General features: G+C 52.7%; 14 protein-coding genes. 6 read left to right on the top strand and 8 right to left on the bottom strand.

Annotated elements, in window-relative coordinates; genetic code table 11:
• Nucleotides 1-18: 18 nt before the first annotated feature.
• Genes AC5DDB_RS11440 through mtaB form a run of 3 tightly spaced genes read right to left on the bottom strand, consistent with a single transcriptional unit; the run spans nt 19 to nt 2,488 of the window.
• Complete coding sequence (locus AC5DDB_RS11440) at nt 19-669, bottom strand: nucleoside/nucleotide kinase family protein (protein ID WP_491739859.1); 651 nt, start codon at nt 667-669, stop codon at nt 19-21.
• Nucleotides 670-681: 12 nt separating this feature from the next.
• Nucleotides 682-1,098, bottom strand: coding sequence for an STAS domain-containing protein (locus AC5DDB_RS11445; RefSeq protein ID WP_491739860.1), 417 nt, complete (start codon nt 1,096-1,098; stop codon nt 682-684).
• Nucleotides 1,099-1,114: 16 nt separating this feature from the next.
• A complete protein-coding gene (mtaB, locus tag AC5DDB_RS11450) occupies nt 1,115-2,488 on the bottom strand; it encodes a tRNA (N(6)-L-threonylcarbamoyladenosine(37)-C(2))-methylthiotransferase MtaB (RefSeq protein WP_491739861.1) in 1,374 nt (457 codons plus the stop codon).
• 167 nt (nt 2,489-2,655) lie between these two features.
• Between mtaB and ggt the strand changes: the two genes are divergently transcribed.
• A complete protein-coding gene (gene ggt, locus AC5DDB_RS11455; protein ID WP_491739862.1) occupies nt 2,656-4,389 on the top strand; it encodes a gamma-glutamyltransferase in 1,734 nt (577 codons plus the stop codon).
• A gap of 86 nt (nt 4,390-4,475) precedes the next feature.
• Here the strand turns inward: ggt and AC5DDB_RS11460 are convergent, their stop codons facing one another.
• On the bottom strand, nt 4,476-4,799 hold the full coding sequence (locus tag AC5DDB_RS11460; RefSeq protein WP_491739863.1) for a DUF3634 family protein: 324 nt from the start codon (nt 4,797-4,799) through the stop codon (nt 4,476-4,478).
• A 10-nt stretch (nt 4,800-4,809) separates the two neighbouring features.
• Nucleotides 4,810-5,481, bottom strand: coding sequence for a carbonic anhydrase (locus AC5DDB_RS11465; RefSeq protein ID WP_491739864.1), 672 nt, complete (start codon nt 5,479-5,481; stop codon nt 4,810-4,812).
• Nucleotides 5,482-6,824: 1,343 nt separating this feature from the next.
• Between AC5DDB_RS11465 and rny the strand changes: the two genes are divergently transcribed.
• Complete coding sequence (gene rny / locus AC5DDB_RS11470; RefSeq protein ID WP_491739865.1) at nt 6,825-8,366, top strand: ribonuclease Y; 1,542 nt, start codon at nt 6,825-6,827, stop codon at nt 8,364-8,366.
• A 171-nt stretch (nt 8,367-8,537) separates the two neighbouring features.
• Nucleotides 8,538-9,899 carry a sodium:calcium antiporter gene (locus tag AC5DDB_RS11475; RefSeq protein ID WP_491739866.1) on the top strand — a complete coding sequence of 454 codons (1,362 nt, stop codon included), beginning with the start codon at nt 8,538-8,540 and terminating at the stop codon, nt 9,897-9,899.
• Nucleotides 9,900-9,942: 43 nt separating this feature from the next.
• Here AC5DDB_RS11475 and cls read toward each other — a convergent pair whose 3' ends face one another.
• Nucleotides 9,943-11,451: a cardiolipin synthase gene (cls, locus tag AC5DDB_RS11480; protein ID WP_491739867.1), complete on the bottom strand. Its 1,509-nt coding sequence runs from the start codon at nt 11,449-11,451 to the stop codon at nt 9,943-9,945.
• A gap of 498 nt (nt 11,452-11,949) precedes the next feature.
• The gene (locus AC5DDB_RS11485; RefSeq protein ID WP_491739868.1) at nt 11,950-12,318 is read right to left on the bottom strand and encodes a hypothetical protein; all 369 of its coding nucleotides are present in this window, start codon (nt 12,316-12,318) and stop codon (nt 11,950-11,952) included.
• Nucleotides 12,319-12,492: 174 nt separating this feature from the next.
• Between AC5DDB_RS11485 and AC5DDB_RS11490 the strand changes: the two genes are divergently transcribed.
• Both AC5DDB_RS11490 and AC5DDB_RS11495 read left to right on the top strand, forming a co-directional pair.
• A complete protein-coding gene (locus AC5DDB_RS11490; protein WP_491739869.1) occupies nt 12,493-12,984 on the top strand; it encodes a hypothetical protein in 492 nt (163 codons plus the stop codon).
• Nucleotides 12,985-12,989: 5 nt separating this feature from the next.
• The gene (locus AC5DDB_RS11495; protein WP_491739870.1) at nt 12,990-15,449 is read left to right on the top strand and encodes a hypothetical protein; all 2,460 of its coding nucleotides are present in this window, start codon (nt 12,990-12,992) and stop codon (nt 15,447-15,449) included.
• 32 nt (nt 15,450-15,481) lie between these two features.
• Here the strand turns inward: AC5DDB_RS11495 and AC5DDB_RS11500 are convergent, their stop codons facing one another.
• Nucleotides 15,482-17,380 carry a TolC family protein gene (locus AC5DDB_RS11500; protein ID WP_491739871.1) on the bottom strand — a complete coding sequence of 633 codons (1,899 nt, stop codon included), beginning with the start codon at nt 17,378-17,380 and terminating at the stop codon, nt 15,482-15,484.
• Nucleotides 17,381-18,532: 1,152 nt separating this feature from the next.
• Here AC5DDB_RS11500 and AC5DDB_RS11505 point away from each other — a divergent pair.
• Entirely contained in the window at nt 18,533-21,211 is a 2,679-nt protein-coding gene (locus tag AC5DDB_RS11505) for a protein kinase domain-containing protein (RefSeq protein WP_491739872.1), read from the top strand.
• Nucleotides 21,212-21,300 lie beyond the last annotated feature (89 nt).

Raw genomic sequence — 21,300 nt, forward strand, 5'->3', positions numbered from 1 at the left:
TTTCTCTCTGAGAACGGTTTAGAGGTGTTCGAGAAGGTCGTTTGTGATCTCGTCGAGCGTTCGCAGTTCACCTGCTTGAACGCATTCGACGGTCCTCCACGTGTTGCTATGGCTTGCGAGTTCTTGGTAGACCTCTTGGACTTTACCAAGGTAAATCCCGTCAGCCTCTTGCAAGTCGGCCGCCTTTTCGGTGTAGCTTCGCTTGGCTTTCTTCGCGATCAATTGTTGGGCGACATTGACCGGCAAGTTCAGCAATATCGTGCGATCAGCATGCGGTAGGCCATAGATTTCGTGCTCGAGGTGTTGGATGGCTTTGATGAGTTGCTGACGCTCGTCACCGGTTACTTTCGCTCCTTGATGGGCAATGTTCGAAGCGACGTATCGATCCAACACGACCACGTCGTTGGCATCGAGCGCGGCTTGCAATACGTCTCGGGATTCGAAACGGTCGCCTGCGTATAACAGCGACGCCAGGAACGGGTGAACCTCGTCCAAATTGCCGAATTTCCCGTTCAGAAAATCTCCCACCGCCCCGCCGAAGAAAGTGGCTTCGTACCGCGGGAAGCTGAGGAGTTCGACGGACCGACCTTGCTCGCGAAGACGCTGTGTCACCCGTGCGGCTTGGGTCCCTTTGCCGGACCCGTCGATACCTTCGATCGCAATCAGCACGTTGGCTCGTCCTTATTCGTTGGCTGCAGCGTCGTCGGATTCGGTGTCCGTTTCATCGAAATACTTCAAAGCCGCTTCGTCATTCTCCGCGACGTTGAAGTAGTCGATCAATCGACTGGTGTCGAGGGTTTCCAGAACAGTGGGCGTCAGCCTCACCAGCACCATAACCCCATCGACACGATGCATCTGCCGATGCGCACGAATCAGTTTTCCCAGCATCGAGCTGGTCACGTAGAGGACTTCACCCAAGTCGACGATAAGCTGACGACAGCCGTATTTTTCAATCAACGTCATCAATTCGTGCCCGACCGACTCGATGTTCTCTTCCTCGGACAATTTGGACTGCGTACACACCGCCACGACCACGTCACCATCACGATGAAAGCGGAAGCGAAAGTAGTGAGAAACAAAACTGCCGAAGTCGTCCACGGTTTGTCCTGTTAGCTTACGACAATTCCAAGTTCGAAGTTGGCGATGTCAATCGATCTGCTATCAAAGAATCTTGACATGTTTCTTCGCCGACTGCCATCACAAAGTTGCCGATATCGCTCTCGTTGCCAGGTAACTCGACGGGGGCGTATGTTCGATCCGTTCCCCGAACCCAACCCGGTCGGTCTGCAACAGGGCGTTCGACCAATACTTGTAGTGGCTGCCCGATCAGAGATGTATAATACCTCATTGCGAGATTTCGTTCGAGCGCGGATAGTCGTTGCATTCGGTCTTTTCGAACTTCCGGCGAGACCTGATCGGTATAATCTGCCGCCTTGGTTCCTTTACGGGCACTGAACGGGAAGAGGTGCATCTTCATAAACTTGGCCCGTTCACAGGCTTGCATTGTTTCCTGGAATTCCTCTTCGGTTTCGCCCGGGAAACCGACGATGACGTCCGTCGTAAATGCCACGTTCCCAAGCACTTCCCGCATTCTCTCAAGTTTTTCGAGAAACCGCTCGACGGAGTAACGTCGCCGCATCCGCCGGAGAACAGTGTCCGACCCACTTTGCAATGCGGGATGAAACTGCGGGCAGAGATGTTCGCAATCGGCGGCGGCATGGATGAAGTCGTCGTTGACTTCTGCCGTCTCGACACTGGAAAGTCGCATTCGCCAGTCGCCGGGGATCCGGTCAAGCTTGCGGAACAGATGCCAAAGTCGAAACGGGGGCAACCCGGATTTCCCTCGCGTTGTATCCACGCCGTAATGACCGACGTGAATCCCGCTGATCACGATTTCCTTGTACCCATTGTCCACCAGTCGGCGGACTTCCGCTTCGATGTCCTCTGGCGATCGGCTTTGTAAACCCGGGCGAACACTGGGGATAATGCAATACGTGCACTTCAGGATGCAGCCGTCTTGCACTTTGACATACGCGCGTTTTCGACCGTCGAAATGACTGATTCCAGCGGGCATATCGACAATGCCCATGCGATCGAGCACATCCGGTAGCTCTCGCTTGTTAGTTACGACTTCGAAGACGTTTGGCAGATCGGAGACGGTTTTCGGGTCGCGTGTCGCGTAGCAACCCATCACAAGAGTGCGTGTGCCAGGGTTCTGCCGGGCGAGTTGCCGAATCACCTGGCGGCTTTTCGAATCGCCGGTATTCGTTACGGTGCATGTATTGACCACGCACAGGTCGGCGGGTTCGTCGTCGCTCGCTTCGCGGTAACCGTTCTGAATGAGAGCCTCTTTGACGAGTTGCGTCTCATACTGATTCACCTTACAGCCCAACGTGACCATTCGGCATGTGGGTTGATCAGTCCCGGTTTGTGCGATTGTTTCCGTGGTTTCCGTCAGCATTCTCGATTCACCCGTACTTTGCATCATGACGCAGTCCGAACCGGTTTTCCCCAGGAGACAGTATGCGGAGGATTCGGTTCACGTCTTTGGTAGAGTATAATGAGCGAATGACCGTGCGGACAGGTTTGTCCTCGGGAAAGATGTGTTCGAGAAAGGATCCAAGTTTGAATCCAACCATGCAACGGAGCAATTGGATGCGTCCAAATGTTTGCAAAAGCCGCCTGATCGCGGTCATCGTCGTTAGCTTATTGCTTGTCCCGAGCGTTCAGGGGGCCGAAACTGAACCGGTCTATCAGAACGGCGTTGTGGCGGCTGATCATCCGTTGGCGAGTGCCGCCGGAGTGGAAATGCTCAAGCAAGGCGGAAACGTGATCGATGCGGCCGTGGCCACATCATTTGCGTTATCTGTTGTCAGACCTTCAAGTTGCGGCATCGGTGGCGGCGGGTTTCTGGTGTTTTACGATGCCAAACAACAGAAAAGTTTCGCCTACGATTATCGCGAAATGGCTCCATCGAAGAGTCATCCCGATATGTTCGTCGACGCCTTGGCAAACGACAATACCGTCCCCTTCCCCAGTCAAAACGGCGGGCTTGCCGTTGGTGTGCCGGGAACTGTGGCGGGATTGCTGACCGTGCACGAACTCTATGGCAAACTTGACCGAAAAACCGTGCTCGCCCCGGCGATTCGTTATGCCCGCGATGGCGTCGAAGTCGATGAGCACATGCGGTCGATCCAGAAAACGATGTTGGGGCGATTCGAAGAGAACCCAACATGGAAAATTCGATTCCGCTCTTTGTACGACCTTTATCTCAACAAGGGAAAACTCTGGGGCAATGATTCGCGGTTCTATTCGCCACAACTGACGATCCTACAACGCATTGCGGATGATGGTCTGGAAGGGTTTTACAGTGGCGAAAGTGCGGATCAACTTGCACAGACCGTTCAACTCGCTGGCGGGATCGTCACGGCTGACGACCTCGGAAAGTACACACCAAAATTGCGTGAGCCGGTACGAGGAGAGTTCGGCGAGTCCCAAATTCATACCATGCCACCTCCGTCGAGCGGGGGGATCGCTTTGCTCGAGACATTGAACATTCTGACCGCCGCTGCGAAGCTGACCGACACCGAATTGGGCAGCGTCGAACATAACAGCCCTGAGTATTTGCAGTTGTTGACGGAGTCGATGAAGCACGCCTACGCCGATCGCGCTGCTTACCTCGGCGATCCGGATTTCACCCATGTTCCCACCGCAACGCTGACAAGTTCGGCCTATGCCGCGGAATTGGCCCGACGAATTTCACCGAAACAAACATACCCGCCATCGCATTATGGGCGATTTTGGCTCCGCGACGATGCAGGGACGAGTCACTTTTCGGTGATGGATGCCGAGGGCAACGCAGTGGCCTGTACGGAAACGGTCAACACCTACTTTGGTAGTATGGTGGTTGACCCGGCACTCGGGGTAGTTTTCAACAATGAGATGGACGACTTCACCGCGATTCCCGGAAAGCCGAACGCATTTGGTTTGATTCAATCGGAATTCAACTCTCCCGAACCGGGCAAACGTCCGCTGTCGAGCATGTCACCGACGATCCTCGTTCGAGATGGCAAAGCCACATTGGCTTTAGGTGCGTCTGGTGGTCCGCGGATTATCAGCACGACCCTGCAGGTCATGTTGAATGTGGAGAACTTTGGTCTCGCCCCGATGGCGGCAGTTCGTCAACCACGCATTCACCACCAATGGCTCCCAGACGTGTTATACGCCGAAGGCCCGTTGATGGAGAAGATTCAGGTGTCAATGAAAGAGCGGGGGCACGTCGTTGAGCGTCGAAGTGCGTTAGCCATTTGCCAAGTCGCCCAACGAACGAAAGATGGGCTGCGTGCGGCGAGCGATCCACGCAAACACGGCCAAGCCGCTGGGTATTAGAATGGATTGTCAGGGGCGAGAGTGTGATTCGGGAAACCGATCAAAAACCATGACTTTCAGAGCCATGTCGCCCCACATTTTCAATCCTAGCCCCACTGCCATGCGTTGCGGATTTGTTGTCGCACGGGTGGCGGAATGGCGTGTGAAAAGCGGAGTTTGATATCGCGATTCGCCCCGTGAATATCGCCACGAATCGTTGCTGAGGAAACACCCGCTCGTTGCAAGATATTTTCGACTTCGCTGACGAAACTCGAAGCAACCTTGCCGCGGGTGACACGGGCCGTACCCTCACGGAACCGTATCACAAAGAGGGACCGCGGACTAAGTAGCAGCCAAACAGCGATAACAAGCACAGCGAGGACCGCCATCCCGCCGACGGAACTGAGTTGGCTGTTTATCGATGCCAGCATGTGTTCAACATCAGATTGTTGGCGTACTGGTCAAGCGTTTTGCGGGAACTTCGTCGTTCTCCTTGTAATCGGCGATGGCCACATATTGTCCGGCTTTGGCATCGTAAGCGAAGACCTCGCCGGTCTCGAATTTGTAAACCCAACCGTGGAGATGCAAGTCGCCTTTCACCAATCGTGAGGCAACTGCGGGAAGAGTTCGCAGGTTCTCTAGCTGCACCAAGACATTCTCTTGAACCGTGGTCGCAATCAGTTCGTAGCCGGACAGATCGGAATAGTTATCTTGCATGATGCGAGCGGTGGTCTCGGCATGTCCTAACCACGCTTTCACTGTCGGCATAGACGCCAAACTATCCGGGTTCAACAGACCGGTCATCGCTCCACAGTGAGAGTGACCACAAATGATGATGTCTTTCACACCTAGAGCGGCGACTGCGTATTCGATGGTCGCAGCCTCCCCGCCGTTCCCGGCACCGTGTGGCGGCACGATGTTGCCCGCATTACGCAGAATGAACAGCTCACCAGGCTGAGTTTGCGTGAGCAGATTCGGGTTAATTCGAGAGTCCGAACACGTGATGAACAGCGTTTCGGGGTTTTGTCCGTGCGCCAACTCCTCAAAGACATCCTGCATTTGGACGAACGTGTCTTCGCGGAAGTTGTGAATCCCTTGTTTCAATTTCTGCATGATTCGTTCTCTTCAGAGGAGTATTCCGTGGTTGTTCTGAGGAATAACAGCAACTTACCATCACTCCGGGCTGAATTGTTCCTCAACGACTGGACCCCGTCAAGCACGGAGTCGTGCAGCAACACGGTCGGTCGCAGTGGAACTCATAACATTATACAGCGAAACGGTTCGGCTTCACCATGAGAGTTACCATCCTGTCTAAAGCACGTAACATTCTGCTGAAAATTGCTCGATTGTGCGTTGCGGAAACTGTCGCGTGGCCTCGACAATTCAGGAAACCGCCCGGACGGTTGACCAGTTGGTTTGCTATGGTACGATACGCGTGCGTTTCTGCCTGCGCAGTGACGGAGAAAGCGGGCCTTCCCTTCCGATTGATGTATCTCGGCCGAATTCATTGGATTTCCTGGTGAATTCTCCAATTCAGATCAGAGGGACGTTCTGTCTTTCCTGTCACCGTTTGGGCGTCAACAACAAAATGACAGGAATCCTCAAAGTCGTCACGACCAAGAGGGCACTGATGCGGGGACGGTGGGTTTGCATACCGAGACGGAAACGTCTTGGGTTCAAAACGCTCGGCCTTGTGTCGCACGAGTCGAGATATGTTCGGTTCCGTTGAACAACCAAGACGGTTAACGGATAAAGCGCAAGGGGACGCGACTGAAATCGCAACGCCTCTCGCTGGCGGGAAGTTCCGCGCTCCGGGGCGTGTGATCTACACGACTTCGGCATGCGTGTTGATTGGAATGGCTTGGGCAATTGCTCGTAACGGTTGGTTCGGTCAACCACGCGTGCAGTCCCCAGCGGCAGTCATGGAAGATGGGCAAAAGCTTCTTTTGTCAAGCAATTGCAACCGGGCTCGCGTTGCGTATTCCGTCCCAGTGACGACCACGCATTTCGAACCGGCGAATGAAACAAACTTCCGCCAATTGGTTTGGGCCGATTCGGCTCAAACAACGTTAACTCGGCCTGCGATCTGCACCTGGTTTCGGAGTAGATTGCCGATCTCCCCGTCTGCCCGACGTGGATCTTGCAGCGTCACGGAAATGCTTTCAATTCTCGAAAACCGCTCGCGAATGCGGTTTCCTCTCGTTCGACGCAGCGCCGGTCGCGTTTTACAGCTGCCTCCCATCCAATCTGCCTGATGCGTCTTCACCGTTGATGCGACTTTCATTCCCGTTGAGGGGAGCGAAGAATTCCGCTCGCATGGCGATAAGCTTGCGAACGACATTCGAGTTCTCAACGATGCCGAATGGTCGAACACGAGCAACAAGCACCTACGATTTTGACGAGTTCGTCGAACCCATTGGCTGAGGATTCGTGAATAACGCCAAAGGAATACTGGGATGGAAATTGCCATCGGAATTGTCATCGGTTTGGTCTTGGGAGGAGCTGCTGGCTACTTCTTTGACCGAGCCCGTCGCGGCGAGGCCTACCGCAGCCGCGAACAAATCATCAAAGATGCCGAGACAGAGGCCGCTAACACACGAACCAGCAAAGAGTTGGCCTTCGAGAAAGAACTGCTTGAACGACGGAAGGAAGTCGAGAAGGAGTTCAACCAAACACGCGACGAACTTCGCAAATTAGAAGGGCGGCTTGAGAAGCGTGAGTCCACACTCGACGAGCAAGCCCAAGACTATCTCAAACGCGAGCGAATGTTGGAAACCCGACAATCGCGACTCGACGAGAAGACAAAGGTTGTCGAAAACCGCGAGCGTGATCTCGAAGCGTTGGTGAAGGAACAGCAAGAACAACTCTATAAAATCACCGGGCTCAGTCAGGAAGCCGCCACTTCGTTGCTGTTAGAGCAACTCGGCCGGGAACTTGCCAATGAAACCGGTGCGTTGATTTTAGAGCACCAAGCCAAACTCAAAGAAACCTGCGATCGGCAAGCCCGCGAAGCCGTGGTGATGTCTGTCCAACGCTACGCAGCTGCTCATACGTCGGAAACGACGGTCTCCAGCGTGGACATTCCCAATGACGAAATGAAAGGCCGGATCATCGGTCGCGAAGGTCGCAACATCCGTGCGTTCGAGAAGGCGACAGGTGTTGATGTAATCGTCGACGATACGCCGGGCGTCGTCATTGTCTCCGCTTTTGATACGGTGCGTCGTGAGATCGGGAAACTCTCGCTGCAAACGTTGATTCAGGACGGGCGAATTCACCCGAGTCGGATCGACGAAGTCGTGGCGGAAACTCAGAAGGAGATGGACGAGCACATCCGGCAACTCGGTCTGGAAGCTGCTCAGGAAGCCAATGTTCCCGGTCTCCACGAGAAGATTATCGACTTGATGGGGCGTCTGAATTTCCGGGTGAGTTACTCGCAAAACGTCCGGCGACACTCGATCGAAGTCGCTCATCTCACCGGCATGTTGGCACAGCAATTGGGACTCGACGAAGTTCTTGCCCGGCGATGTGGTTTTCTCCACGATATTGGGAAAGCCGCCGACCATGAGATGGAAGGTGGTCACCCTGCAGTCGGGGCGGAGTTGCTCAAGCGATATGGCGAAGGACCGGAAGTCGTGCATGCGGCTTTGGGGCATCATGACGACATTCGTGTCGAGCACATCTATACGGTGCTTGTCGCGGCTGCCGATGCCATTTCCGCTGCCCGTCCCGGTGCTCGCCGGGAAACGCTGGAAAAATACATTCGTCGCTTGGAAGAACTCGAAGCGCTCGCGAATGGTTTTCCGGGCGTTAGTCAATCGTACGCCGTTCAAGCCGGACGCGAGATTCGCGTGGTTGTCGATGCCCGCCAAGTCAACGACCGTGAAGCAGCGAAAATGGCACGAGACATCGCCAAAGCGGTTGAGCAAACGCTGACATACCCCGGCGAAATCAAAGTCAGTGTGTTGCGTGAAACCCGCAATGTGGCTGTCGCCAGATAGAAACGAGTCAGAACCGTTGGTCAGGCTAGGGTGACCAACGATTTCGCGGTGAGTGTGAATTCGTGGTGTGTGTGAGGATGCGAAACACACGATATGCATTCCACGTCGATTATGTGGTGCGTTTCAGTTTGATGAACGCACCCTTCTCTTTGTCATTAGGATTTGTGGGGAATGGCGACCGACGCTGAACCTGTTGACGGTGAACGAGTTTCAAAAACCGGTCCGATCGTTTCGGCACTTGCGCTGGTCGTGCTGGGAATTTGCTTCGCAGCCGGTTGGGAAATCGGTTTTCTGGTTGCCAGTGTTGTTGTCATCTCGATTGTCATTTGGCAGGCCTGCGATCCGTTTGCCGATGCTGCACAGTGGATCGGTCAGCGGTTTGATCTTCCCGGTTCGGTCCGGGGTGCCACATTGGACGCCGTCGCCAGTTCCATGCCGGAACTGTTCAGCGGGCTGTTCTTCGTGATCGTCGCATTGACCAGTGCGGACCCCGGTGATCCGAAAGCTATGGAAGCCGCCGGTGCGGAGGGGTATAGCTCGACGATCGCCACCTGTGCCGGGAGTGCCGTCTATAACATGATTCTCATTCCCGCCTTTTGCGCACTTGTGATCTCGTTCTATCGCCAGAACCGTCCGACAATTGATATCGACGACGAAGTCATCACGCGTGACGGAGTTTGGTTCGTCGGCTGTAACTTGTTGCTCGTCGTGTTCCTGTTTCAGGATGAGATGAGTTGGTGGATGGGCGTCGCCCTACTAGTTCTTTACGCGGTCTATGTGTATCACTTGTTTCGCGACGCTCAGGCATACCGTGTTAAAGTCCGTGCCATTCAAGCTCACCTAGACGATCGCAGCGTGGAATCGACCGAAGTCACCGTGATCGAAGCCGTCGAGGCCGAAGGCTACCGCATTTCTCGCACCATGGCGACACGATCGATCGATGCCCATGCAGCCGGTGAGTTGAAAATCGAGGAAGAAGAAGACGCCCGTTACGCCGGAGTGTTCTTCGGGTATTTCCAAGTCCCTCTGCACGCGAGAACGGCCTGGGCAATTATCGTTTGCTCGACGCTTGTATCCGCGTTGGCCTGTTACTTTCTGGTGGAAGCCACCTATCAAGCCGCTGACGTGCTTGCGGTACCGGCGTTCTTCGTGGCGGTGATTATCGCCGCAGCTGCCTCTTCTGTGCCCGATACTTTATTGGCGATCGGAGCCGCCATGCGTGGGGACGATTCCGGCGCTGTTTCCAACGCGTTCGGTTCTAACATTTTCGATATCTGCGTGTGTTTGTCGATTCCCCTGCTCGTCAACTCGTATTTGCTCGGTTGGCAGCCCGTCAGCTTACTTCATGACGGACATCCCGCGAGTGGATTGGTTGGTCTGCGAGTGTTGCTCGTGGTGTTGACGATTTCCACGCTTGGAATCATGTGGCATAAACGCCAACTCACTCGCACGAAAGCCCTCGTCCTGTGCGGCTCCTACTTGCTGTTCATCGGGTATGCCGTCTTGGGCTCGCTCGGAATTCTGTTCGAGTAAGCTTCAAGTCAGTGGTGTCATCGAGGAGTGACTCCATCGACGATCATTGGACCGGCGACAACAGTCGAGCGACCCGCACGAAAAAGCGAAAGGGCAAGCCGCTTTCAGTGTAGTCACTCGCAGGGAACGGTCGGCAGTGTTCCAGATCCGTTGTGAGCATCGACTCGACCTTCTGAGCGAAGTCGACATCATAGAGGAGTATCGTCACTTCAAAGTTGAGCCTCATCGATCGATTGTCGAAGTTCGCAGTTCCAATCGTCGAAGTGGCATTGTCAATGAGCATCACTTTCTGATGCATAAACCCGGGTTGGTAACGAAATAGTTTGACACCGACCTTCTCCAGTTCCACGAGATAGGAATACGAGGTGAGGTCGACTAGCGAATCGTCGTTGTTCTCGGGAATGATGACACAAACATCGACCCCACGTAACGCCGCCAATTGCAATGCGGAGATAAATTGTTCGTCCGGCACAAAATACGGGCTAGCTATCCAAATTCGTTCTCGGGCGGCGTTGATGAGACTTAGCAGCATTAGCGTGCCAGTTTCGAATCCATCTGCCGGTCCCGTCGGTAAACATAGGCCAAATATGTCGCCCTCTGGCGCTGCCTCCGGCGTCCAATTCAATTCCGGGACTCGGCCGCTGGCCCATCGCCAATCCTCGAGAAATGAAACTTGGCACTCCAATACGACCGGTCCACGCAATCCCACGTGCGTGTCCCGCCAAGGAGTGAGTGTTGGATGCTTGCCGACATACTCGTCTCCGACATTGTGTCCTCCGACAAATGCTTCTTTGCCGTCCACAACCACGATTTTCCGATGGTTGCGGAAGTTGACACGAAAGCGATTCCCCGAGCCCGCCGTCAAAAACGCCGCCGTCTCGACTCCCGCCTCTCGTAACTGATTTAGATAAGCATCCGAGAGTTTGCGACTTCCCAATCCATCGGTGAGAAAATAGACCCGGACTCCCTCGCGAGCTTTTTCGATCAGTGCATCCTTCAACCGATTGCCTAGCTCATCATCTCGCATGATGTAAAACTGCACGAGGATGTACTCTTCGGCTTTGGCAATGGATTGAAAGATCGCCTCGAACGTTTGCTTTCCGTCGATGAGTAGGTCAGCGTCGTTGGCTCGTGTGATCGGCATTTGCGCCAGGTTCTCAAGTAGAATCTGATGACTCCGCAGTTCAGGCGATTCAATTTCCAACAACAGCCCCTTCTCTCGGAGTGATTGCACCACTTCATTGTCGGTCTGGTCTTCGCTCAGCATTTGCTGATGTCGAAGTAATTCATAACCATCAAACTTCGATTGACCGAATACAAGGTAAGCCGGGACTGCCAAGTACGGGAATGTGTTCAAGGAAACACCCCAAGCGATCGCCCCTTGAGGTGTTCGAGTCGACATTACAGCATTGACGGAACACAGTGCCCCTAGCACATGCATAACGAACATCAAGCCAACGACGAAACGCTTCTTCCTCATTGCAATCCACTTGCGGACGGCAGCAAACCGAGGGAAACGGTTTGAAAGCTTATCCAGAACTCTCTGAATCATCGTGTTGTCCTCTAGCAGTCACGATCTTCTAGTCCCGCCCTCGTTTTGATCAAGCGGTTGGTGCTGCGTGATACCGGTGCCTAAACGCGACATATCGTCTGAATGCATCTAGTCTCTACGAAACCCGGACTAAAAGCGACCGCCGTCGATATTCAATTTGCGTTAGTTGAATTCGGTCATCAGAAAATCGCGGCTTTGAACGGTAAAGGAAATCATCAAAACAAATTCTTCATCGATTCTTGACCTTCGCAAACTGCGTTGCCAAAACGCCTCGTTGAGTGATTGGGGAAACGTTGGTGTAACCTATTTGCTGACAATGGTTTATGTGCATTTGTGGGGCGGGCTGTTTCCTTTGAACCACAGGCCCGTTTATTGCTCTTCATGAAGTGTTAAGTGTAAGTGCTTGTCGAAACAGGAGTTAACAAAACATTTCTCATTTGGAAATTCCTGGCACGTCGCTTGCGAAAGTGGAGTGTTGAAAGGCTTCCACTCGAGAAGTCAAAAAAATCCACCACGATATGCATTGAGGTTCATGATGGCGGCAGAACAAGAAGGCGCAAAGAAGTTCAAAATCGAACGACTTGAAGAACGCATTACACCGAGTGCATTCGGCTGGTGCGACTGTGACGACGATGACCATGGCGGCGCATCGTCTGGCAAAGGTTCCTCGGGCAAAGGCTCTAGCAACAAATCGAGTAAGAAGTCGAGCAAGAAATCCAGCAAAAAGTCCAGCAAGAAATCGAGTAAGAAGTCGAGCAAAAAGTCCAGCAAGAAGTCGAGTAAGAAATCAAGCAAGAAGTCGAGCAAAAAGTCGAGCAAAAAGTCGAGCAAGAAATCCAGCAAAAAGTCGAGTAAGAAATCCAGCAAGAAGCGTAGCTCAGTTTGCTACTAGACAATGGTTGCTGGCGATAGCTAGTTGATGCTGTGTAGTTAGGCTTTAGGGGGCGAGTGAAGTTTTCGACAAAGTGATTTTGTTTTGAACCTCACCCCCCTCTTTTGCTCTCAAAACCGATGCTTCCAAGTTCAAACCATGAGGCCATGATGGGTAGTTCTAAAAGTCAGAAGAAGCGAACTGACCGAGACAAATCCTGTCGGCATTGTCGATCCGGAGCAGAAACCTTTCGTTTTAAGCATTTGGGTCAGCGGTTCCGCTTCGATGTGAGCCTGGCTCGGAATATGGTGCTCGATAATCGCACGCCGGTTGAAGTCGATGAGGAAAGCATTCGGTTAGAACTCGAAGATACAAGAATTCACAAAGAACATCTTCTCCACGTCGACACGAAATACCCAGGTATTATTAGCCATGTTTGGTTTCCCGTGAACTCTCATGAAGAAGTTCATGGACACTTGCTGATCGATGGCAATCACCGTGCGGCCCGTTGTCTACAACTCGGCATTCCGTACTTTGCATATGTTCTGACTGAAGAAGAGAGCCGCGAAATTCTGCTGGAAGGCCCGACACTTCCTAAGTGGAAGTCACCTGAAGAGAACAAATCCGTCGAACTGGTCTCTCACGATCTAGTGAACTGCTAATTTCTATGTCGACTAAGACTCGAAGGCTGCCACAGGTTCGGTCCGACCTAGTCATTCGTAGGACTGGTGATAACGAGTATGTCGTCAAGTGCCCGTCCGAGGGCACTTTCTTCCGCTTCGGAGCCGAGGAACATTTTCTTCTCACAAGTCTAGACGGGCATCGCAACGCCGCCGAGATCTGTGATGCCTACCAAGAACAGTTCAATGACAGTCTCTCGGAAGAGGACTTACGCGACTTTGTCAAAGTCGTTCGCTCGCAGCGGTTAGTGCAGCGGAAAGTAAAGGATTCGCAAGAGACCTCAGCGACGAATATCCCTTCCGATTCGAAGGATCAGTCATTGAAAGGATGGACACTTCCGGGCAAAGGCAGTTTGCTGTTCTACCGGCTTCCGCTTTGTCGGCCCGATCGATTCTTTAGCTGGCTTGAACCGCGGATTCGATGGGTTTGGTCCGCGGGGTTTCTCATTACCACATCGCTGCTAATCATTGCAGCCGTTGTCGTGCTGATTGATCAGCGTCAAATGATGGTCTCATCTGTACCATCAACCGTGGGCTGGGACACTTTGTTTGTGGTTTGGGGCACAATTTGCTTAGCCACTTGTATTCATGAATGTGGGCACGGGCTAACTTGCAAACATTTCGGCGGCGAAGTTCCAGATGCGGGCTTGTTGTTGATGTTCTTCATGCCTTGCTTCTATTGCAATGTTTCCGATGCTTGGCTGATCCGCGAAAAGTCGCGACGGCTTTGGATTACATTAGCCGGGGCGTATGCCGATCTCTGTGTCTGGGCGTGTGCCGTCTTCATATGGCGAGTGACAGTCCCGGAAAGTCTGATTCATCATGTTGCTTTCGTATTGTTTTCCGTCTGCGGTACACGATCGCTACTCAACTTGAATCCGTTCTTAAAACTCGATGGCTACTACCTGCTGAGTGATTTCTTAGAGATTCCCAATCTTCGAGCGTCTGCTAATACCTATTGGATGGCTCATGTTCGATGGCTTCTTTGGGGAGCCGAAAGGCCCCAACCCGAGCCTCGCGGTCGCATTCTGATTATCTATGGAATCTTTGTCTGGGTGACAGCCATTGTTTTCCTAGACTTTCTGTTATTTGGAATGCTAGATCTATTCGACGGTAAGTCGCTGTGGCTAGGCTGGCTGATGGTGTTTTTGCTGATGTCTTATGGTACGAAACGAGTCTTCAAAGGCTTCTTTGCAAGTGAGTTCGCTATGATGATCCGTTCCCGTTTCCGACGCACGCTCATCTGGTGCGGATTGATTTTGACAATCCCGGCTATGCTCGTGTTTGTCCCTTGGAACCGCACGGCGAAAGGGCAATTTGTTGTGCGGCCAGCCACGCGAGTGGAAATTCACTCGGAAGTGGAAGGCTTTCTTCACAAGATTCATGTCGAAGAAGGCGATGTGATTGCATCCGGAGATGTGCTCGTCGAACTCAAGTCACCGGCACTCGAAAGTCAGATTGTTCGTAAAGAAGCCGAGATACAAGAAGTGACGGCTACTCTCGCAAGATTGCGGGTCGGGCCTCGTCCTCAGCTTGTTGCTGAACAGCGTGAGAAAGTGGGTCGAGCTGAAGTTTGGTTGCAACATGCAGAAGACGAACTAGCACGGGCGAAGATCACATTAGAACAAGAACTATTACGTTTGAACTTAGAGATTGAACAACAGAGTGCAGAGAAGTCCTTTATTCAAGCCTCGCTAACACGGTCTCAAAAACTCTATGAGCAAGGAGCGATGGCTGGTGAACAGTATCGTGCCGAGCGGATGAAGGCGATGGTGGTCGATGCCAAATTGCAACAAGCTCAGTCGCGATATGATTCTCGAAAAATGCAAGGTGTTCGCGCAGCAGAGGCGGAGTTGACACGTCGTCAGCATGAACTTGCAGCCGCAAAAGCCGAGCAACTTCTTTTAGAGGCAGGCAGTCGCACTGAAGATATTCAAGCTGAACAAGCCAAGTTGACACGACTGCAGGCAGAGCTTGATTTCCTCCAAGCCGAGCAAACCAAGCTTGTGATTGTATCGCCCGTGAGTGGCGTAATCGCGACTCCTCATATGCAGGAAAAGTATGGTCAGCTTGTGTTGAAAGGCGGCTTGGTTTGCATTGTCGAGAACATCGAGAATGCCCGCATTGAAATCACTGTGCCAGAGGAAGATGTCGCGGGCCTGGAAGTCGGACAACAGGTGCAGATGAAGGCTCGCTCGTTGCCGTTTGATCTCGTCGAGGCTCGCGTGGAGAAAATTGCGCCGACGATGGCTGCCCCCGATATGATCGGTCAGCAACCCGCCCCAAAAACGAACACTTTTACGGTCTACTGTGGGGTCGACAATCCCGACGGTGAACTCAAAACCGGGATGACGGGTTTCGCTCGGATCTCAAGAGATGAAACCGCATTAGGCAGTTTACTAGCTAACAAAGTTCTGAAGTATGTCAGAACCGAGTTCTGGTGGTAGTCTCGCATCGGACGATCACACCGACTGCAACTCTAATAGCGGTACGAGTCTGACCAGCCTTGTGTGAGCTGTGAACTAGCAGGAGGTAGAGTGTTCATGTGCGGTTCGGGACTACGAGTGATCATTTGTGTCTGATGCTGTCCGTCAAGGCTTGGCTGATGCAGCCATTCATGCAAATAAGACTGGGTTTCGACCACCGGATCTTGATCGAGTTGAACTAGTCGACGGTCTAAGAGTGTTCCTTGGGCTTCATGCAGTCGAGCTAGCAAGGCATTGTAGCGAGCGAGTAGTCGAGCCGAATTTGTTAATGCTTCGATATTGCTTCGAAGAGCGAGTTGGTAGTCGTTCAATGCCACAATCAGCCATCCACCCTGATCTCCCGCAGGTGGAGGTGAATTGAACCGCAACCGCGCGGTTTGGACCCAGTCTTCACCCTCGCTCACTTGCTTGATCGATTGCTCGTACTCCGCCCAGGTGGCCGCCATATCATTCAGAATGTTTGCCAGCTCCGTGGATACGTTCTGAACTTGTTGCTGTAGTAAAGCACGTTCTTTAGCTAACTGCTGCTCAGCAGCGAGGTGCCTCGCAGTGGCGGCTCGGTTCCCCAATGGAACGGAGAACAAGAATCCGGCAGACCAACTTGCATATTGAGCCTGACCAATTTGGTCAAACGCATCTTGATACTCATCGCTGATACCACTGAGCCGATACAACGCTGTCAAATCAAACTGGGGTCGCTGTTGATTTCGGGCCAGATCATTCTCGATTTCACGGACTCGAACTTGAAGCCGCTGTTGCAGAACATCCGGACGATTCGAAAGTGCCAAAGATAGGCACTCGTCGAACGTCGGCGGATGAAACTGTTCTTCAGGCCGATCGACCGGAATTAATTGTTGTCCATCTTCGAGCGGCAGGCCAACGAGTGTCCGAAGTAGGTTCTCGCTCTCGCGGATGTTTGCACCAGCTCGAATGCGTTGTTGCAAGAACTCGCGTCGCTGCAATTGGACACGAGCGACTTCTGCCGTCGTCACTCGTTCCGCTTGTAACAAAAGTTTTTCGATTCTGACGGCCTCGTCGAGCAGTGGAAGCATCCGGTCGAGCGCGTCGGCTGAAACCCGAGCTGCCTGCAGTCGCCAATAAGTTTCCTCGATACTTCGTAGCTCGGCTAAGAGGTCGCCTTTGACTTCCCACGCCGATTGATCCGCGCGAAGTTGAGCAATCTGAATTGGAGCGGTATTCACCTCCGTTCCTGCGTTTCGCAACAACGGTTGTCGAGCTTCCGCGACGACGGCAGCACCGATTCTCGGGTTAAAACTATTGACTGATGGATCACGTCGGTAGAGATATCCCAAAGGCGGTTCGTAAGACAAACTCGTGACGGTACCAGGTGTCCACCGCTTTTCGAGTTTGGCGACGAAATCACTTTCGTCTCGAACGAGTCCACGCGACTGACGCAGAGGATCAGCGGTATCGGTTGGCTCATCGTAACGCCGGCCCGACGCATTGACTTCAATCGTCGGATCGAACTCCGCCTCCTCAACGGTAACAAGCTGACGAGCGATTCCAGGGGCATAAGCCGTCGTGGGCGTCGAAACCACGGTGTCGCCTGCGAGCGTTCGAATGACGTTCGAGTTCTGCAGGGCGATTTGGATTGCTTCTCGCAATCCCAGAGGGCGTCGCTCGGTAGAAGCATCAACACCCGGGTTTTCGCGTGCCGGTTCTGCGGACGAAGATTCTAAGGAAACGTTTGCAGGGGTGACAATCGAATGACCGGCGTATGTCACCCGATACGTTTGATAGGGGTCATTCGACGAGTGTGACGGGTTGCCGATCGACGATGGAACTTCATGAGCCTTCTGAGATAACGTTGACGAGGGGCTTTGACACCCCCAGGCGGCCCAAATTGCACAGATGACTAATGTGAAACGCATAGGGGGCCGTGAACATCGTTATCCGGTGACGAAGTTACGCTTTGGTGTTCTTGTGTTAACTGTCAGGGGGTGATGTCTCAAAGATTATACGATCTCTCAAAACGACTCAATGCCGAAAATAGCCGATGCAGAGAATTCGAAATTCAGCAAGCGTCCAAAGAAAAACCCCGCAAGTCTCAAGCGAACGAGACAAGCGAGGTGAATTCAATAATGGAGACGCCGCCCGGATTTGAACCGGGGATGGCGGATTTGCAATGGGCTTGAACGTGCCGATCACGGTTCGGTTGATGTGCGAATCGCGTTTTCTCCGGGGATGGACGACTTTCCAGCGACTGTTGCTCCATTCTGTTGAACGACTTGAGCCGACCCAACAGACGTCATTCAGTCGATTGTGGAGGCAGCCCACGAACTCTTTCCCGCGTCTGATCTTCGCCAAACGCTTAGATGAGAAAGGCGACTTCCGCGGTGATTTGATAGGCGATCTTGGGTTGGAAGTTGACTTCCCGATCAGCGTACGAGTCGGCTGACTATACTGTCATCAAAACTGACGGCAAATTCGAGATCCGTGACTATCCAGACCTGATGCTTGCCTCAACAACGCAATTTGAGTCGCAGGGGAATGATGGGCTTAATCGGTCGCAGATATCAAGGCTTCGATTGAATTCGGTGTCGGCTGACAATAGTGCATGTAAGAGCGTTTGTCGTCCCCGCCCGATCCGCTACCGTCGCCGGTTCAATTTATACCAAGTTGGTGCCCAAGTCGGCGATCAATGGTAAATGTTACCCGACAGTGCTTGTCAGCGAGTTTGATGCTGAAAAGAGTCAATTCCCGGAGTCGATATTCAACGCGCGAGGGTGTCGGTTCCCGAATGGTACGAAGTTCTTTAATTGGGCTGAAAGAAGAAACATTTTCTTGCTATCAGGAAAATGGTCCGCCTTCCGCTTAGCCAGATCGAGGAGTCCCCATTTGAGTTTTCTTGAGCAGGTCGAGTAACATGGATCACCAGCGATCCTTTCGGGACTTCCGACAGTCGAGGGATCGACTCGATGGTGAAATCCCCCCAAACACCATGCAGTTGCAAGCGTTGCTCGACCAGAGTTTTAAGCAAGCGTATGGGGAGTGCGTGTTTCTTTCGTCGTGGGATTAGACACATGGCATCCGCAGCCTCTGACCGCAATTTGCTTATCGGCATCTTGGCTTTACAGATGGACTTTGTCGACCGTGGTCAACTCATTGCGGCGATGAATAGTTGGGTGCTGGAGAAGCAGACACCACTGATAGAGATTCTCAAACGAGACGCAACGTTAACAGACAGTGATATGGAATTGCTTGAGGCTGTGGTCTCCCGGCATGTTGCCAGGCATGACAACGATGTGACGCAAAGCCTGGCATCGCTCCAAGCGACGGCAACGATATCCGCTGACTTGGCCGAATTGGCGGATGCGGACATCTCTGGTAGTCTCGCGGCAGCGGGCTGCAATGAGACTATTACACTCAGCATGGGAATGCCTACTTCAACTGGTCAACGCTTTGATGTCCTTCGGCCGCATGCGCGCGGCGGGTTGGGAGAAGTATATGTCGCACGCGACAACGAACTGAACCGCGAAGTGGCACTCAAAAAGATTCAACCGCAGTTCACCGAAGACCAAGGCTGTCGAACTCGTTTCCTACAAGAGGCCGAGATCACTGGTGCACTAGAGCATCCCGGAATCGTGCCGGTCTATGGACTCGGCATCAATCCCGGTGACCAACCCTACTATGCCATGCGCTTCATCCGCGGCGAAACTTTGGGAGAACTGATCGATCGTTACTATAGCGAACTTGCCAAAACTCCCTCGGCGGGAATCGAGTTTCGAAAATTGCTGCAGAGATTTCTCAATGTCTGCAATACCATAGACTATGCTCACAGTCGCGGCGTTGTTCATCGGGATCTCAAGCCGAACAATATCATGATCGGCCGATTCGGCGAAACTTTTGTCGTTGATTGGGGACTAGCAAAACCGATAGGTCAAGGTGGCGAAAACCTGCACGAGGGCGATCAGCACGTTGAACCCCCAATCAGTTCATCCACGACTAAGACTCAGATGGGCGTTGCCGTCGGAACGCCCCAGTACATGAGCCCCGAACAGGCAACTGGCAGGCTAGACCGGGTTGGCGTTCGCTCAGACGTGTATAGCTTAGGTGCCACCTTCTACTATCTGCTCACTAAGCAGCCTCCGATTGACAACGATTCCGTGCCTAACATTCTGAGTAAAGTCGAGAAGGGTGAAATCGTTGCACCAAGAGTTGTTGCGCCGAATTGTCATCCGGCTTTGTCTGCCATATGCATGCGTGCAATGTCAAGAAGCCCCAAAGATCGCTATCCGAGTTGCCAAGAATTCGCAGCCGACATAGAACGCTGGTTGGCCGACGAACCGGTGTCTGTTTTTCGCGAATCAATTACAGTCCGCTGTGGACGCTGGCTGAGACGACACAAGACATTTGTCACAAGCACCCTAGTTGCTAGTTTCGTATTAATTGCAATGCTTTTGGTTGGGATGGTCGTCCTGGCGGCTGCGAGAGATCGAGAAACAGCGGCACGCAATGTTGCTGAAGCCAATTTCCAAATGGCTCGCGACGCAGTCGACAATTATTTCATTCGCGTCAGTGAGGAAGTCCTACTCGATCAGCCGGGCATGCAGCCGGTTCGGAATGAATTGTTGCGAGAGGCATTGGCTTATTATGAGCGGTTCCTTGCCGACCATGGAGATGTTCCGCAACTGCGTCGGGTTTTGGCGGAGACGTTGTACAATCAAGGGAAAATTCTCGGAGAAATTGAATCTTCCGAGGCTGCCTTGAAGGTTCTCCGTCGCGCACGAGCCGTTCAATCCGAGCTTGTTTTGAAACAACCTCGCGATCTTACTCTGAAGTATCGCTTGGGTAATACCCATAATTTGATCGGCTCGATGCACATGCACCGACGGCACTGGCAACATGCGGCCGACGCCTTTGGTCAAGCTGAAGCAATTCGCACGGAACTTGTGACAAAGTTTCCTGATAATCTCGAATACCAGCGAAAGTTAGCCAATACGAAGATGAATCTTGGACTCTTGGAAATGCAAAACGAGTCCTTCGAAGCAGCCAGGCAAAAGTTAGAGCAAGCCCAGCAAATCCGGCTCAGAATTCTTGAGGTCGATTCTCAGCATAGGGACGTACGACGGGATTTTGCTCGTGGCGAATTTAACCTGGCTACAATGGCGTTGAAGCGAAACGATCTTTCGATAGCTCATACACATTTCGAGAAGGCCTCTCAAGCGTTTGTGCAGGTTCTGGAGACGAACCCAAGAGACTCCCGAATTCAACTCCAACTCGCACAAACAAAGTCTTGGCTTTCCGAATTACTCTTGGCGGAGGGTCAGACAGAACAGGCGAATGTGTTAGTGGCGGAAGGCCGCGTGCTTCTTGAAGGGCTCGTCTTGGCTAATCCAGATGTCAACGATTTTCGCTTGGCATACGCGGGACTGTTAATGAACACTGCCGCCCGACATCAGCAAGACAACCGTTTGTCCGATGCCGAAACGCTATACCTGGAAGCAATCGAACACTTACGGGTGGTCAGGGGAGAAACAAACCATCAGGAAACGCCAGCCGCTCAGCGTGATTTGGCGGTCGCTCTAGTCTCGCTCGGTGGCCTCCTGCAACAAGACCGTCTAGAAGAAGCAATTCCGTTGGTCGAGGAAAGTTTGACAATACTTGCCGATTTGCGAAACAAGTTTCCTGAGAGTATCGAGTATCGGGACGTTGAGAAATTCGCAAGTGACCTGTTAAACGAGCTAAACCAGAGGAAATAATCCGGTTGAACCAATTGTCATTGTTAAGGGAGTGGTAACGACCGATACGAGACGTACGGAACAAATTTCTTTTATCGTGAGCGCGCGCT

The organism is Thalassoroseus sp. (assembly GCF_984380535.1).

What these genes read in the sequence shown, in the direction of transcription:
- mtaB (WP_491739861.1), bottom strand. Translation starts at nt 2,488, where the DNA reads ATGATGCAAAGTACGGGTGAATCGAGAATGCTGACGGAAACCACGGAA.
- ggt (WP_491739862.1), top strand. Translation starts at nt 2,656, where the DNA reads ATGCGTCCAAATGTTTGCAAAAGCCGCCTGATCGCGGTCATCGTCGTT.
- AC5DDB_RS11460 (WP_491739863.1), bottom strand. Translation starts at nt 4,799, where the DNA reads ATGCTGGCATCGATAAACAGCCAACTCAGTTCCGTCGGCGGGATGGCG.
- AC5DDB_RS11465 (WP_491739864.1), bottom strand. Translation starts at nt 5,481, where the DNA reads ATGCAGAAATTGAAACAAGGGATTCACAACTTCCGCGAAGACACGTTC.
- rny (WP_491739865.1), top strand. Translation starts at nt 6,825, where the DNA reads ATGGAAATTGCCATCGGAATTGTCATCGGTTTGGTCTTGGGAGGAGCT.
- AC5DDB_RS11475 (WP_491739866.1), top strand. Translation starts at nt 8,538, where the DNA reads ATGGCGACCGACGCTGAACCTGTTGACGGTGAACGAGTTTCAAAAACC.
- cls (WP_491739867.1), bottom strand. Translation starts at nt 11,451, where the DNA reads ATGATTCAGAGAGTTCTGGATAAGCTTTCAAACCGTTTCCCTCGGTTT.
- AC5DDB_RS11490 (WP_491739869.1), top strand. Translation starts at nt 12,493, where the DNA reads ATGGGTAGTTCTAAAAGTCAGAAGAAGCGAACTGACCGAGACAAATCC.
- AC5DDB_RS11495 (WP_491739870.1), top strand. Translation starts at nt 12,990, where the DNA reads ATGTCGACTAAGACTCGAAGGCTGCCACAGGTTCGGTCCGACCTAGTC.
- AC5DDB_RS11500 (WP_491739871.1), bottom strand. Translation starts at nt 17,380, where the DNA reads ATGCGTTTCACATTAGTCATCTGTGCAATTTGGGCCGCCTGGGGGTGT.
- AC5DDB_RS11505 (WP_491739872.1), top strand. Translation starts at nt 18,533, where the DNA reads ATGGCATCCGCAGCCTCTGACCGCAATTTGCTTATCGGCATCTTGGCT.